The following is a 14,534-nucleotide window of genomic DNA, read 5'->3' on the forward strand; positions in this document are numbered from 1 at the left end:
TAACCCATGATCAATCACAAGAAGTGGAACAGCGGCAACTCTCCACTATTTGAAACGCCAGCGCATTCCCTACCGTCAGCGCCGGGCGTAAAGATTGCACGCCATACCATCCAGACCTCATCGCCCACAACACCACTCGCGATGGACTGGTCTATCCGCCCAACGGAAGCTGAGGCTCCCCCAGCGACAGCATCAGCCGGTTCGCCCAGTTGAAGAACGCCGCGCCGTGCAGCGCGTCGGAGATTGCGAAGTCATCAAGCCCTGCAGCGCGCAGGCCCTCGATGTGGGTGCCGTCCAGCGCCGTCGGCGTGGCGGTGAGGGCCACCGAGGCCGCGACGATGGCGTTCCAGCGCGGGTCGAGATCGGCCCCAACACCCTCGTCCAGCAGCCGCTGCACATCGGCCTGGCGGTGCGAGAAGTGCGCGGCAAAACGCGCATGCACCGACGCACAGTAGATGCAGCCGTTGGCGCGCGAGGTGGCCGTGGCCGACAGCTCGCGCTCTGCCCGGGGCAGCCCTGCATCGGGGTTGTAGAAGATGTCCTTGTCGGTGCGGGTGCGCGCGCCCAGCGTGTCCGGGTCGCGCGCCAGCAGGCGAAAGTAGGGCGACTTGGCGCGTGCCGCGTCCACCAGGCCGGCGTAGTGGCGCTCGGTCAACTCGTCCTCGGGCAGCGGCGGCAGCCAGGGCAGCCATTCGAGCTGCGCCTGCGTGAAGGCCGTGGGCTCATGGTTGCCGGGGTGGGTGATGACAGCGGTATCGCTCATGGCTGGGCCTCTGCGGTGCGGTGTGTGGATGACGAAGCGGCAGGTGCCGGGTGCGCTGCGAGCAGGCGCAAACCCACGACCACGCGGATCTGGAACGACAGGAACGCCACCAGCTGCGACAGGATCACGATGTCGGTGGCCGGCCAGCCTGCGTCCAGCAGCGCCTGCAAGGCCTCGGGGCTCGCGTCGCGCGGGTGGAAGGTGAGCAGGTGCGCATGCGCCAGGCCCGCCGACAGCCGCAGGCCCAACACGGCGCGCTGCGCATCGCCCACGGTGTAGGCCGGGCCGTCGGTGTTTTCGCGGCTCAGCAGACCGGCGGGGTAGTGGCCGTACGGGCCCTGCGCCGCGCCCCGGCTGACCTCGGCTGCGATGGCGGAGGCCAGCCCCCCAACCGCGTCCTGCGCCACCAGCGCCGCGGCATAGAACACCGCGGCGTCCGGCTGCTGGTGCAGGCCTGCGACGAAAGCCGCAACCGCCAGGCGCTCGGCCAGCGTGACGGTGCCCGGCGCCGGGGCGGTGGGCGCGAACAACGCGCGGTAGCTCTCCTGCGCATGGGTGCGCGCCTCCAGGCGGTGGCGGCGGATGGTGTCCAGGTGGTCGCCGGGCTCGATGCCGGCGAGCAGGTCGATCACGTCGGGCAATGCCGCAGCGAGCGGCGTAGCGCCGGGGGAGGGAATGGGGGCAGGGGTGCTCATGCAATGGCCTCGGTGCGGGTGGAGGATGCTGTTGGTGTGGGTGCCGTGGTGGCTGCGGCTGCAGTGATGGGAGTGGTGGTGGCAGCGCCGGTGTGCTTGCGCACCCAGCCCAGCGCCGGCGCGACGCGCGTGGCCGTGAGTTCGATGGAGCGCAGGATGTGCGCATGCGGCGGGTCCACCGAATGCACCTGGAACACGATGTCGGTGGCGCGCGCCAGCGCCGTGTCGGCCTGCAGCGAGGCGATCACGTCGTCGGGCGTGCCCACATGCACGTCGTACGCGGCGATCAATGCCTCCAGGGACGCGTCGGTCCCGGGGCGCGGCGCCTGGCCGGGTTGCAGCGCGGCCGCGGCAAAACGCGCGGCGGCACGGCGCAGGCCGGTGTCTGCCAGGCGCAAAGCCTCCTTGCGGTCGTCGGCCACGAACAGGCTGCGCGAGCCGACGATGCGCGGCGTGGCGCCGCCGGGCAGTGCGGCCAGGTAGGCATCGATGATGGGGTGCTGCAGGTCGGACAGCGAGGCGCCGGGCGCCTCGACCGTGCGCGGCTGGGTACGCGACAGCATGAGCCCGTCGCCTGCCTGCCCCGCGCGCTCGCCGCCCGCCACCGAGAACGTGGCCTGCCAGATGCGGCCCAGCAGCTGCTCGGCCGCCGGGTACAGCCGGTCGCCACCGGGCAGGGGGCGACCAGCCCAGGCCTCACGCACCAAGGCCAGGTGGCGCGCATACACCGCGCTGCGGTCATCGCTGGTGATGCCGAAGGCCGCGAACGACTCGGGCGTGCCGCCCGTGCCCACGCCCAGCTCCAGGCGTCCGCCCGAAAGCAGGTCGAGCACGATGGCGTCCTCGGCCACGCGCACCGCGTTTTCCATGGGCAGGGTCACGATGCCGGTGCCCAGGCGGATGCGCCGCGTGCGCGCCGCCACGTGGGCCAGGAAGACGAAAGGCGAGGGCAGGCCACCTTCGTGCTCGTGAAAGTGGTGCTGCGCCACCCAGGCGGAGTCGAAGCCGAAGGCCTCGGCATGGGCGATCTGCTCGGTCACCAGCCGGTAGCGTTCGCCGGCCGGGGCATCGTCAAGCAGCCTGCTGAAGAACCCGAGGCGTTTCGTTGGGGAGGTCAGGGAGAGGGTCATGGTGCTGGTTTTTCTTTCCGGGAATGGCTTCGATGAGTTCACGCGTGTAATCGCTGCCGGGGCGCAGGAAAACGTCTTCCACGCGGCCCGCATCCACCTGGCGGCCGCCCTGCAGCACCGAGACGGTGTCCGCGATCTGGCGCACCACGGCAAGGTCGTGCGAGATGAAGAGGTAGGTCAGGCCCAGGTCGCGCTGCAGCGTCTCCAGCAGCGCCAGGATCTGCGCCTGCACCGTCACGTCCAGGGCCGACACCGCCTCGTCGAGCACCAGCACGCGCGGCTGCAGCACCAGCGCGCGCGCAATGGCCACGCGCTGGCGTTGGCCGCCCGACAGGGCGCGCGAGCGGCGCTCCAGCACGGCGGGCGGCAGGCCCACGCGGGCCAAGATGTCGTGCACGCGCTGCGCGCGCTCGGCGGCGGGCAGCGGGTCGAAATTGAGCAGGGGCTCTTCGATGATCTGGAAGATGGTCTGGCGCGGGTCCAGCGAGCTGAACGGGTTTTGGTAGACCAGCTGCACCGTGCGGCGGAACTGCCGCAGCGCCTCCCCGCGCAGGGTGGTGAGGTCCGTGCCCTCGATGACGATGCGGCCCGCCGTTGGCTGGCGAAAGCCCACCACGTCGCGGATGGTGGTGGTCTTGCCCGAACCGGACTCGCCCACAATGGCATGCGTGGTGCCACGTCGCACACGGAACGACACGCCGTCCACCGCGCGGAAAAGCTGCTTGTGCCCAGCCACGTCGAAGTCGTGCACCAGGCCCTCGACCACGATGGCGAAGTCCTCGGGCCGCTCGGGCGCGTCGTTGGCGGCTACCGTCCGGGCCGGGCGAAATGCCCCCTGCGCAAGCGACGGCGCATCGGCCAGCAGCTTGCGCGTGTAGGCGCTGTGCGGGTTGCGCAGCACGCTGGCCGTGTCGCCCTGCTCCTGGATGCGCCCGCCCTGCAGCACCACCAGCCGGTTGGCGCGGTCGGCCGCCACGCCCAGGTCGTGCGTGACCAGCAGCACGGCGGTGCCGAACTCGCTGCGCAGTTCGTCGATGAGGTCGAGGATGCGCCGCTGCACCGTCACGTCGAGCGCGCTGGTGGGCTCGTCGGCAATGATGAGCGCGGGCTGCAGCGCAATGGCAATGGCGATCAGCACGCGCTGCTTCATGCCGCCCGACAGCTCGTGCGGGTACTGCCGCGCACGCAGCTCGGGCTGCGACAGGCCCACCTTAGCCAGCAGCTCGACCACGCGCTGTGCGATGGCCTGGCGGTCGCCGTAGCGGTGGATCTTCAAAATTTCGCCCACCTGCTCGCCCACCGTGCGCACGGGGTTGAGCGAGCTGGTCGGGTCTTGCGGGATGAGGCTCACCACGCGGCCGCGCACGGTGTCGAAGCGGTCGGGCGACCAGCCCGCAATGTCCGTCCCGTTGAGCCGGATCGCCCCTTGTTCCACCCGGCCGTTGTCGGCCAGCAAGCCGATGAGAGCTTGTGCGGTGGTGGTCTTGCCCGAGCCGGACTCGCCCACCAGCGCCACGACCTCGCCGGGCGCGATGGCGAACGACACGCCGTGCACGACACGCTGTTCATGGTCCTTGTCGCGGTAGGCGATGGAGAGGTTCTCCACCTCCAGCACCAGCGGCAGCGCCACGGCCTGGTCGATGGTGGTCATGCGCGCCCCTTCGTCAACGCCGCGCTGATGCGGTTGGCCGCCAGCACCACGGCCACCACCACCAGCCCGGGCACGGTGGTGAGCCACCAGGCCGTGGAAATGTAGTTGCGCCCTTCCGCGATGAGCAGGCCCCATTCGGGGGTGGGCGGCGGTGCGCCGTAGCCCAGGAACCCCAGCGTCGAGATCGACAAGATGGCCGAGCCGAACTGCAGCGCCGCCATGGCGATCACCGAGGTCAACGAGTTGGGCAGCACATGGCGCCACAGCACGGCACCAAAGCGCCCGCCGCTGCCAAAGGCCGCCTCCACGTAGTCGGAGCGGCGCACGCGCACCACCTCGGACCGGGTAAGCCGCGCAAAGCTGGCCACAGACGCCACGCCCACGGCCACCGCCGCATTCAGCGTGCCAAAACCCAGGATGATGATGATCGACAGCGACAGCAGCAGCGACGGCACCGACAGCAGCACATCGACGGTGCGCATGATCACGTCCTCGACCCAGCCGCCAATGGAGCCGGCCAGCACGCCCAGCAGCGTGCCCAGCACCAGCCCCACCGCCACCGCCAGGAACGCGCCTGACAGCGAATGCACCGCACCGAACACCAGCCGCGCATAGCCGTCGCGCCCCAGCGCATCCGTGCCCAGCCAGTGCGCGGCCGACGGCGCCTGCAGTTGCTGGCCGGCCACGCCCACCGTGGCGCTGTAGCTGGTAAAGACACCGGGCGCGACGGCCCACAGCGCCACCAGCGCAAGAACGCCCCAGGCCAGCCACAGGCTGAGGGGTGCGCTGCGCGCGCGCTGCAGCAAGCGGTGGACCCACGTGCCACCGTGCGCGCGCGGCGGCGGGGCGGCCGGAATGGGCACCGTGGGCACCACGACAGCAGCAGGCGCCGCCACGGCACGCTCAAAGCGGTGTGGGGCCGGCTGCGCGGTGCCCGTGAAAGCGCCCAGGTGGGCGGTCGAAGACGTGGTGGTCATGCGGGATCTCCTCAGGTGCCCAGGCGCGAACGCAAGCGGGGGTCGAACACGGGGTAGAGCAGGTCCACCACCAGGTTGATGAAGACAAAGGCCGTGGCCGAGACCACCACCACGGCCTGCAGCACGGCGGTGTCCTGGTTGCCCACGGCCTGCTGCGTGAGGCTGCCCAGGCCGTTGAGGCCGAACACTGCCTCGGTGACCACGGCCCCAGCCAGTAGCTCGCCAAACAGCACGCCCGCAATCGTCAGCGTGGGCAGCACCGCGTTGCGCGCCACGTGCTTCCACAGCACCCACTGGCGCGTCGCGCCCTTGGCCCGCGCCACGGCCACGAAGGGCTGCGTGAGCACCTCGTCGATGTTGCGGATCAAGATCTGCGCCAGCGGCGCGGCAATGGGAATGGCGAGCGTGAGCGTGGGCAGCACCAGGCCCTGCCACTTGCCCGGGTTGATCACCGGAATCCACCCCAGGCGGAACGACACCACCTGGATCAGCACGATCCCCAGCCAGAACACCGGCACCGAGATGAACAGCGAAGGCAGCGACTGCAGCGCCGAACGCAGCCAGCCCCAGCGCGTGAGCTGCGAGGCAAAGGCCAGCACCACCGCCAGCAGCAGCGCCGCCGCAAAACCCAGCCCCGCCAGTCGCAGCGTGGGCGGCAGGTTGGTGGCCAGCCCCTGACTCACCGGCACCCCCGCCTGCACCGAGTACCCGAAGTTGCCGCTGACGAAGCCCAGCAGTGTGTGCTGATACTGCTGCCACACGGACGTGTCCGCACCGTAGGCTGCGCGAATGTCCGCGATCTCCTGCGGCCCCAGGCCCAGCTCGGGGTTCAGGAATTTGATCAGGATGGCATCGCCGGGCAGCAGCTGCAGCAACACGAACGATGCCGTGAACGCCGCCCACAGCACCAGCAGGGCCTGCCCCGCGCGGTTGGCAAGGTACTTGAACATGTCGGACTTTCCTTGTGTGGCAAAGGACATCCAGCCTGCGAGGTGGGTGCCCTCAAGAGCTCAGTGCTTTGCCGCAATCCATGTGCCGTAGAAGCTGGGGCGGCCGACGGCCTCGAACTCCACGCCCTTGACCGAAGGTGCGCCTGCGAAGGCCTGCGGCTCCTCGAACACCGGGATCACATAGGCCTGGTCGATCAGGTAGTTCTGCACATCGGCCGTGAACGCCAGGCGCCTGGCCGGGTCGGTCTCGGCGGCGATGGCTTCGAGCAAACCGTTCAGCTTCGTGTCTTCGAACGACTTGACCTTGCTGCTCACGCCACCCTTTTGCAGCAGCACGTTGCGGTTGGTCGGGTAGTAGTTGCTCTTGATCACGTCGGGGTCGGCGCGGCCCACCATGCCGGGTGCCACGGGGGTCTTCTCGGGGTCGAGGCTGTCCACCGTGCGGCTGCCCGAGTCGCCCGCCAGCACGTTGAGCTTGACGCCCACCTTGGCCCACTGCTGCGCCACGAGCTGCAGGGTTTCCTTGTTCTGCGGCTGCGGCGGCGACTCGTACGCAGCCAGCACCAGCTCCTTGCCATCCTTCTCGCGCAGGCCGTTGGCATTGATCTTCCAGCCGGCGTCGTCGAGCAGCTGTTGGGCCTTGGCCTCGTCGTAGCCCAGCTTGGCCGACAGGTTCACGTAGCCCAAGGCCGTGGACGCGATGACCGAGGTGGCCTGCGGGTAGTTGGCCGAGAACAGGGTCTGCACGATCTCCTTGGTGTTGGTGGCGTGCAGCAGCGCCTGGCGCACCTTCACATCGGCCACCAGCGCGTTGTCGGGGCGAAAGACCACGCTGTTGTTCACGCCGCGCGTGGAGGGCGCGTAGATCTCGAACTTCTGGTCCAACACGCGCTTTTCGTCATAGGCCTGCACCTGGCGGATGAAGCCCGCCTGGCCCGACAGCAGCGCGCCGATGCGCACGCTGTCTTCGGGCGTGACGATGAGCTTGATCTCGTCGAGCCGCGCCCTGCCCTGGTGGGCGTGCTGGGCCGGGCCCCAGGCGTAGTCCTTGCGGGCGGTGAGCGTGAGCTCCTTGCCCAGCGTCTCGGCCGTCACCACGAAGGGGCCCGAGCCGACGATCTTGGTCGCGTCGCCCAGCTCTTCGAAAGGCCGCGCCAGCGTGGCCAGCGACACCAGGCCCGAGCCGATGACGGACGTGCCCTGCAGAAAGCCCGGCGAGGGCTTCTTGAAGTAGAACTTGACGGTGAGCGGGTCCACGACCTCGCTCTTGTCGTAGTTGTTGATCACCTCGGACACCGGCAACTTGAGCTCTTTGTTACCCAGGCCGTAGGTGTCGTAGTTCCTGGCCACGGCGGCGGCATCGAGCGGTGTGCCGTCCGAGAAGGTCACGCCTTTTTTCAGCTTGAAGGTGTACTCGGTGGCCGTGTCGTTCACGGTCCAGGACTCGGCGATCCAGGGCTGGATCTGCAGCGTCTTCGGGTCCTGGTAGGTGAGCTTGTCGGTGATCTGGTTGAGGATGCCGCCGTTCGGGTAGAAGCCCCCCGCCGGCGGGTACAGGTTGGTGTGCGCCTGCTGCTCCAGGTACACCAGCGTGCCGCCCTGCACGGGCTGGTCGGCAACCACGCTGGTGGAGGCGGCTGGCTCGCTGGCCTGTCTGGAGCAGCCCGCCACCAGCACGCCCAGGGCCACGGCCGATACGCCCACTGCCCACCATCCCACCGATTTTTTCTTTGCAAGAAACACGTTTTGACCTCGTCGCCGCGCAGGCATTGAAATGACACATCCGGCCCCCTTCGTCGCAGGCATCGGCACGGTGTGCACACTGCGGCGGAGCCAGTTCATGTGTATTCATGCTATCGGTGCGCAGGCCCGGGCATGCATGTATTAAGTAGCATCGATATGCGGAAAACGATGCAGCAAACCGCCCTCCGCGCTTATCTGGAACCTGCATATGCGAGCACGGTTTTCTTTGTTGGCTTCACGGGTGCGGCTCCCAACAATCTCCCCACGACGCTGCTTGTTCCGTGCCCGATGTCCGAGGCCGCAAGCGGTTGGAAAGAACACCGCCACATGTCCCACTCCCCCGCCCCCCTCAACGACTACCTGGCCGAGAAGCGCGCCGCCGTGCTCGCGCGCGACGCGGCCATCGAGCGCGGCACGGCGCAGCCCGCGGCCCTGAAAGCCCGCGTGAGCGCCGAAGGCCGCAGCGGCGTGCGCCGCATCCGCATCCGCGACCACCAGGTGATCAGCGACAGCCCGCCCGATTTCGCGGGCTACAACCTGGGCCCCAGCTCGCCGGAGCTGCAGCTGGGTGTGCTGGGCAGCTGCGTGACGCACATCTTCCTGATCCAGGCCGCCTCGCGCCAGGTGCCGCTGACCAGCCTGGAGGTGGAAGTGAGCGGCGTGATCGACCCGCGCGGCGGCAAGCCCGGGCACGAACAGACGCCCATCTGGCCGCACGACATCGCCTACACGGTGCACATCGACTCGCCCGCGAGCCGGGCCGACATCGACGCACTGTTCGAGGCGGTGGAACGCACCTGCCCCATCCTGAACCTGCTGCGCAACCCGCAGCAGGTGCGCGCCAGCGTGGCGCTCACCAACTCCGGCGCCGCCGCACCGCTGCCTGCCGCACAGCCCTCCGCAGCCGCCGAAGCCGTGCCCGCCTGACCCGCCGATTGACCACGCAAGGAACCCAGCCACCATGGCATTGACACTCGACCACATCGTGATCGCGGTGAAGGATCTGGACCAGACCATCGCCGACTACCGCGCCCTCGGATTCAACGTGCTGCAGGGCGGGGAGCACCCCGGCCGACCCACCTACAACGCGCTGGTCGTCTTCGCGGACGGCGCTTACTTCGAGCTGATCGCCTGGCGCTCGCCATCGCCCGGCGAGCGCTGGTGGGAGCTCTTGAATGCGCACGGCGACGGCATCGTGGACTTCGCGCTGCTGCCACCCGACACCGCCACCACGGTGGCCGGCGCCAAGGACCGGGGCCTGGCCTACAGCGGCCCCCACGACGGCGGCCGCGTGCGGCCCGATGGCGAGCGCCTGCGGTGGCAGACGGCGCGCCCCCCGTCGCACGACCTGCCCTTCCTGTGCGGCGACAAGACCCCGCGCGCTCTGCGCGTGCCCGAAGGCAACGCCCGCGTGCACCCCAACGGCGCCCGCGGCGTGGCCAGCCTGGCCCTGGCCGTGAAGGACCTGGATGCGAGCCTGGCCCACTACCGCGCCCTGCTGGGCGAGGCCCAGGCCGCCAACGTGAGCGCGCCCTTCCTGCAGCCCGGCACGGGCGCGCGGGTGGGCACGGTCACCCTCGGGCGCAGCACCCTGGTGCTGACGCAGGCAGGGCCCCTACCGGGCACGGCAGACCATGCAGCCAGCACACAACTGGGCACGCGGGGCGAGGGCCCATACGCACTGGTACTGGCCACCGACGGTGCCACGCCGGCGCCTCCCACGGCAGACCGCACCCATGGCGCGGCCATCGAATTCGCGGCGGCGTAAGAGTCCTCCCGAGTGGCTGCGCGGCTGGCGGTCCTAGAGCCCCAGCGCCGTGAACAACTGCTCCGCACGGGCCGTGGCCGCGTCGGCCATGCGCATGGGCCGGCCCCACTCGCGCTGGGTTTCGCCGGGCCATTTGTTCGTGGCGTCCATCCCCATCTTGCTGCCCAGGCCGCTCACGGGGGAGGCGAAGTCCAGATAGTCGATGGGCGTGTGCTCCACCAGCAGCGTGTCGCGCGCCGGGTCCATGCGGGTGGTGATGGCCCAGACGACATCCTTCCATTCGCGCACGTCCACATCGTCGTCCACCACCACGATGAACTTGGTGTACATGAACTGGCGCAGGTGGCTCCACACGCCCATCATCACGCGCCGCGCGTGGCCCGCGTAGGCCTTGCGGATGCTCACCACGGCCATGCGGTAGCTGCAGCCCTCGGGCGGCAGGTAGAAGTCCACGATCTCGGGGAACTGCTTTTGCAGGAGCGGGATGAACAGCTCGTTCATCGCCAGGCCCAGCACGGCGGGCTCGTCGGGCGGCTTGCCGGTGTAGGTGCTGTGGTAGATCGCGTCCTTGCGCATCGTGATGCGGTCCACGGTGAGCACGGGGAACTCGGCGCATTCGTTGTAGTAGCCGGTGTGGTCGCCGTAGGGCCCCTCCAGCGCATGCTGCCAGCCGCTCGCGTGGCTCGCGTCCGGCGCTATGTGGCCTTCGAGCACGATCTCGGCGGTGGCGGGCACCGAGAGGGGCACGCCCAGCGCGGGCGTGACCTCGGTGCGTGCGCCGCGCAGCAGGCCGGCGAACTGGTATTCGCTCAAGGAGTCGGGCACGGGCGTGACCGCGCCGAGCAGCGTGGCCGGGTCCGCACCCAGCGCCACGGCCACGGGGTAGGGCTGGCCGGGGTGCGCGGCGCAGTGGTCGGCGAAGTCGAGCGCGCCGCCCCGATGGACCAGCCAGCGCACGATGACCTGGTTGCGCGAGAGCACCTGCTGGCGGTAGATGCCCAGGTTCTGCCGCGCCTTGCGCGGCCCGCGCGTGATGGTCAGGCCCCAGGTGATGAGCGGGGCCACGTCGCCCGGCCAGCAGTGCTGCACGGGCAGGCGGGCCAGGTCCACGTCCGGCCCTTCCCACACCACCTGCTGGCAGGGCGCGCCCCGGGCCACGGTGTGCGGCGCCATGTGCCACAGCGTCTTGAGGAAGGGGCCCATGGCCAGCATGTCCTTGACGCTGCGGGGTGCCTCGGGCTCCTTGAGGGTGGCCAGCAGTTCGCCCAGGGCGCGCACGCCGTGCAGGTCGGCCACGCCCATGGCGCGGGCCACGCGGCCGGGCGTGCCGAACAGGTTGGTGAGCACGGGCAGCGCGTGGCCCGTGGGCTGCGTGAACAGCAGCGCGGGGCCGCCCGCGCGCAGCACGCGGTCGCTCAGCGCCGTCATCTCCAGGCGCGGCGACACGGGCTCGCGCACGCGGCGCAGGTCGCCCGTGGCTTCGAGCTGGGCCATGAAGTCGCGCAGGTCGCGGTAGGCCATATCAGTACCAGATTTTGATTTTGACTTTGAATGAAATCAGCCTGTAGCGCTTATAAATTCTGCGCCAATAGCTATCAATTAAGGAGCATTCAGTTCCAGCCCCGACCAGCGTGGCGCCAGGTCGTGGGGCACGTCGATGAGGTCGAGCGCGCGCGCCACGCTGTAGTCCACCACCTCGCCCACGGTCTGCGGGCGCAGGTAGAAGGCCGGCAGCGGCGGGCAGACGATGCCGCCCATCTCGGTCACGGCGACCATGTTGCGCAGGTGCGTGAGGTGCAGCGGCGATTCGCGCACCATCAGCACCAGGCGGCGGCGTTCCTTGAGCGCCACGTCGGCCGCGCGCGTGAGCAGGTTGTCGGCCAGCCCATGCGCGATGGCGGCCAGCGTGCGCATGGAACAGGGTGCGACCACCATCGCATGGCACTGGAACGAGCCACTGGCAATGGCCGCGCCCACGTTGTGCACGTCATGCACGCGGTGCGCCAGGGCCTCGACGGCGGGGCGGTCCAGGTCGAGCTCGTGCTGCAGGTTGCGCCAGCCCGCGTCGGAGACGACCAGGTGCGTCTCGATGCCGCCCTGACCCTGCAGCACCTGCAGGAGGCGCGCGCCGTACACGGCGCCGCTGGCGCCCGAGATGGCGACGATGATGCGGCGGGTGGGCACGGGCTCAGCCATGGGGCGCGCCCTCGGCCGCCCGGGCGCGCAGGGGTTGCGCCTGCTGGTCGGCCTCGACCTGCTCCAGCACGAGCGCCGCCTGCACGGGGTCGAAGTCTTCGTGCGCGCGCTTCTTCACGCCGTAGTGCTGCAGCTGGTAGTGCCGGTCGGCGGTGATGCCGTGGCGCGCGAGCGTGCTTTTCACGCAGACCAGCGGGCAGCCGTCGAGCGCGATGATGGGCCGGCCCGAGCGCACGGTTTTCAGCAGGTGCGGCACATCGCCGCCCACGCCGGCGATGCACGACATCTCGGCGACGCCGTGCCGGTCCAGACGCAGCGCCACATGGTTGGCCAGCTGCGCGGCGCTGGAGCAGCCCGAGCAGGAGTAGACGAGGGGGTGGTTCAGGGCCTGGTGGGGGGTCATCGCTCACCCTCCGTGGCGTGGCGCAGGGCCCCGGCGGCGCCGCAGGTGGTCCAGCACCTGGCGCGGTGCCAGCCTCTGCGCCCACTGGCGCGGGTCCAGCACCGGCAGCTCGATGGCGTCGAGCGCGTTCTTCACCACCAGGCCCAGTTCGGTGTCGCCCTCCATCGACAGGCGGCGGCTGAAGAACAGCGTGTCGGGGTCCTGCTGGCGCTGGGCGAGCAGCAGGAAGTCGTGGGCCGTGGCGCTGAGCGTCAGGTCCGCCACGGCGGGCGCCGCGAGCGGGGCATGGGGCGCGAAACGCTGACCGGTCCAGGCAAAGTCGAACGCCAGGCGCGCATCGCGCACCTGCACCCGCATCTTCTTGTCGAACAGCAGGCGTCCCACGTCGGGGGGCAGGTGCCGGGCCAACGCGAGGTTGAGCGCCGTCACCAGCAGCACCGAGCCCGGGTAGGCGGGCAGGCGCGACAGCACGGCCCCCACGGGAGGGGGAACCACCCGCGGGTTCGAAGGCGAAGAGGAGAAAGCAGCCATAGGGTAGGAATCGGGCGCTCAGGCCACGTAGAAGAACACGGTGAAGAAATGGCAGGCACTGCCGCCCAGCACGAACAGGTGCCACAGCCCGTGGCCATGGCGCACGCGGTGGTCCAGCGCGTAAAAGACGATGCCCAGCGTGTAGCAGGCCCCGCCCGCCAGCAGCCAGCCAAAGCCCCCGGGCGTGAGCGCCCGCCACAGCGGCACCACGGCCACCAGCGCCAGCCAGCCCATGAGCACGTAGATGGCCAGCGACAGCGCCCGCGCGCCGCGCGCCCACCAGATCTCCTGCGCGATGCCCAGCAGCGCCAGGCCCCACACCACGCCCAGCAGCGACCAGCCCCAGGGGCCGCGCAGCGACACGAGCGCGAACGGGGTGTAGCTGCCGGCGATCAGCAGGTAGATGCTGCAGTGGTCGAGCTTTTGCAGCACGGCCTTGACGGCGCGCCGGCGCACGCTGTGGTACGCGGTGGACGCGGCGTACAGCGCCACCAGCATGGCGCCGTAGATGCTGAAGGCGACCACCTTCCACGGGTCGCCCAGGCGCGCCGCGAGCGTGATGAGCACGGCCGCGCCCGCCGTGGCGAGCACGGCCCCGGCCAGGTGGCTGATGCTGTTGAAGCGTTCTCCGGCGTACATGCGATGGGGGCCCGCGGGTCAGGACTGCGCCACGGCGCTCCGCACGCGCCCCTGCTCCAGGCCCGGGCGGCCGAACCAGTAGCCGTCGCAGGGGAGGTCGGGCATCAGCGGCTGCATGCGCTCCACCAGGTCGCAGGCCGCCTCGGGGGCGCGCGCGTGGCGGGCTTCGTCAAACGCGGCCACCACCTGCGGCATGTGCTGCGCCTGCGGGCTCAGGCGCAGCACGTCCACGCCGCAGGCGCGCAGGCCCGCCAGTTCGTTGGCCAGGTTGTAGACGCGGGCCGATTGCGTCTGCGTGCCGTTGAGCACGAGAAAGCCCTCGTTCTCGCGCGTGCGCAGCGGCAGCCCGTCGGCATGCTGCAGGCAGCTGAACTGGCAGTCGTCCTTGGGCAGGTTGCGGTGGCGCGCGGTGAAGCAGCGCGCCGAGTACGCCAGCGGCATGCGCCCGTAGGCGAAGACCTCGGTCTCCAGGCCCTGCGGGCGCCGCGCCAGCACGGCCGACAGCGCGTCCCGCGACATCTCCACCGGCATCACCCAGCGGGTGGCGCCGAACTGCGCCATCCACTGCAGCGAGTGCGCGTTGTACAGGTTCAGGTGCGGCCCGGCCACGAAGGCCCGCGGCCCGGTGGGTGGCCGCGAGAGGCAGTGCACGGCGCCCATGTCGTTGGCCTCCACGGTGAACTCGCCGTTGGCCGTGATCTTGTGCAGCAGGCCCACGTCCGCACTGGATTCGATGAGCACCTGGGTGGACAGCACGGCCTCCTTGCCCGCGTCCCGCAGCATGCGCGCCAGCGCCAGCCAGTCGGCCAGGCGCAGCTCATGGCGGCGCGAGCACACTGTCTCGCCCAGGTACACCACGTCGACGGGCGTGGCGGCCATGGCTTCGTAAAACGCGAACACGGTGTCGCGCGGCCAGTAGTACAGCAGGGGGCCGAGAGAGAGTTTCATGGGGCGGGCTTCAGGGGTTTGATCGTGGGATCCAGATGCTGGGAGCGGCGCATGGAGTTCGAATCTGGCGCGGCCCAAGCCAGCGACCGCCGCGCAAGGGCCGCCCCGCCGCGCTGGCGGTGTCCCCCTTCCCGCATCGC

Annotated in this window: 15 protein-coding genes; 2 read left to right on the forward strand and 13 right to left on the reverse strand. The window is 70.0% G+C overall.

Annotated features, from left to right (window positions below; all coding sequences use genetic code 11):
* Positions 1 to 151: 151 nt before the first annotated feature.
* From AC1RVY_RS11970 to AC1RVY_RS12000, 7 genes are read right to left on the reverse strand one after another with little or no spacing between them, the layout of a single operon-like run.
* On the reverse strand, positions 152 to 763 hold the full coding sequence (locus AC1RVY_RS11970) for an alkylhydroperoxidase domain protein (RefSeq protein ID WP_492806691.1): 612 nt from the start codon (positions 761 to 763) through the stop codon (positions 152 to 154).
* Positions 760 to 1,458 carry a CMD domain protein gene (locus tag AC1RVY_RS11975; RefSeq protein WP_492806692.1) on the reverse strand — a complete coding sequence of 233 codons (699 nt, stop codon included), beginning with the start codon at positions 1,456 to 1,458 and terminating at the stop codon, positions 760 to 762. Before AC1RVY_RS11975 ends, AC1RVY_RS11970 begins: the two co-directional genes overlap by 4 nt.
* On the reverse strand, positions 1,455 to 2,588 hold the full coding sequence (locus AC1RVY_RS11980; RefSeq protein ID WP_492806693.1) for a putative FMN-dependent luciferase-like monooxygenase: 1,134 nt from the start codon (positions 2,586 to 2,588) through the stop codon (positions 1,455 to 1,457). Before AC1RVY_RS11980 ends, AC1RVY_RS11975 begins: the two co-directional genes overlap by 4 nt.
* Entirely contained in the window at positions 2,530 to 4,239 is a 1,710-nt protein-coding gene (locus AC1RVY_RS11985) for a dipeptide ABC transporter ATP-binding protein (RefSeq protein ID WP_492806694.1), read from the reverse strand. Before AC1RVY_RS11985 ends, AC1RVY_RS11980 begins: the two co-directional genes overlap by 59 nt.
* On the reverse strand, positions 4,236 to 5,216 hold the full coding sequence (locus tag AC1RVY_RS11990) for an ABC transporter permease (RefSeq protein ID WP_492806695.1): 981 nt from the start codon (positions 5,214 to 5,216) through the stop codon (positions 4,236 to 4,238). Before AC1RVY_RS11990 ends, AC1RVY_RS11985 begins: the two co-directional genes overlap by 4 nt.
* Positions 5,217 to 5,227: 11 nt before the next feature.
* Positions 5,228 to 6,166, reverse strand: a complete 939-nt coding sequence (locus AC1RVY_RS11995; protein WP_492806696.1) for an ABC transporter permease — start codon at positions 6,164 to 6,166, stop codon at positions 5,228 to 5,230.
* A 60-nt stretch (positions 6,167 to 6,226) separates the two neighbouring features.
* A complete protein-coding gene (locus AC1RVY_RS12000) occupies positions 6,227 to 7,936 on the reverse strand; it encodes a TIGR04028 family ABC transporter substrate-binding protein (RefSeq protein WP_492806697.1) in 1,710 nt (569 codons plus the stop codon).
* A 300-nt stretch (positions 7,937 to 8,236) separates the two neighbouring features.
* Here AC1RVY_RS12000 and AC1RVY_RS12005 point away from each other — a divergent pair, with 300 nt between their 5' ends.
* Positions 8,237 to 8,836 (forward strand): OsmC family protein, encoded by a 600-nt coding sequence (locus AC1RVY_RS12005; RefSeq protein ID WP_218297045.1) that lies wholly within the window; start codon positions 8,237 to 8,239, stop codon positions 8,834 to 8,836.
* A 34-nt stretch (positions 8,837 to 8,870) separates the two neighbouring features.
* Entirely contained in the window at positions 8,871 to 9,677 is an 807-nt protein-coding gene (locus AC1RVY_RS12010; RefSeq protein WP_492806698.1) for a VOC family protein, read from the forward strand.
* 33 nt (positions 9,678 to 9,710) lie between these two features.
* On the opposite strand, the gene ubiD is transcribed toward AC1RVY_RS12010, so the two are convergent.
* The 6 genes from ubiD to AC1RVY_RS12040 all read right to left on the reverse strand — a co-directional run bounded on the left by ubiD (position 9,711) and on the right by AC1RVY_RS12040 (position 14,394).
* Positions 9,711 to 11,198, reverse strand: coding sequence for a 4-hydroxy-3-polyprenylbenzoate decarboxylase (gene ubiD / locus AC1RVY_RS12015; RefSeq protein WP_492806699.1), 1,488 nt, complete (start codon positions 11,196 to 11,198; stop codon positions 9,711 to 9,713).
* A gap of 78 nt (positions 11,199 to 11,276) precedes the next feature.
* The gene (locus AC1RVY_RS12020; RefSeq protein WP_492806700.1) at positions 11,277 to 11,873 is read right to left on the reverse strand and encodes a UbiX family flavin prenyltransferase; all 597 of its coding nucleotides are present in this window, start codon (positions 11,871 to 11,873) and stop codon (positions 11,277 to 11,279) included.
* A complete protein-coding gene (locus AC1RVY_RS12025) occupies positions 11,866 to 12,276 on the reverse strand; it encodes a putative zinc-binding protein (RefSeq protein WP_218339368.1) in 411 nt (136 codons plus the stop codon). The genes AC1RVY_RS12020 and AC1RVY_RS12025 overlap by 8 nt, the downstream gene beginning before the upstream one ends.
* Before the next feature lie 3 nt (positions 12,277 to 12,279).
* The gene (gene ubiT / locus AC1RVY_RS12030; protein WP_369640892.1) at positions 12,280 to 12,807 is read right to left on the reverse strand and encodes a ubiquinone anaerobic biosynthesis accessory factor UbiT; all 528 of its coding nucleotides are present in this window, start codon (positions 12,805 to 12,807) and stop codon (positions 12,280 to 12,282) included.
* A gap of 18 nt (positions 12,808 to 12,825) precedes the next feature.
* Positions 12,826 to 13,446 (reverse strand): PAQR family membrane homeostasis protein TrhA, encoded by a 621-nt coding sequence (trhA, locus tag AC1RVY_RS12035; protein WP_369640893.1) that lies wholly within the window; start codon positions 13,444 to 13,446, stop codon positions 12,826 to 12,828.
* A gap of 18 nt (positions 13,447 to 13,464) precedes the next feature.
* Positions 13,465 to 14,394, reverse strand: coding sequence for a U32 family peptidase (locus tag AC1RVY_RS12040; RefSeq protein ID WP_492806701.1), 930 nt, complete (start codon positions 14,392 to 14,394; stop codon positions 13,465 to 13,467).
* Between the last annotated feature and the right edge of the window lie 140 nt (positions 14,395 to 14,534).

The sequence above is a fragment of the Acidovorax sp. GW821-FHT11A03 genome, assembly GCF_058809075.1.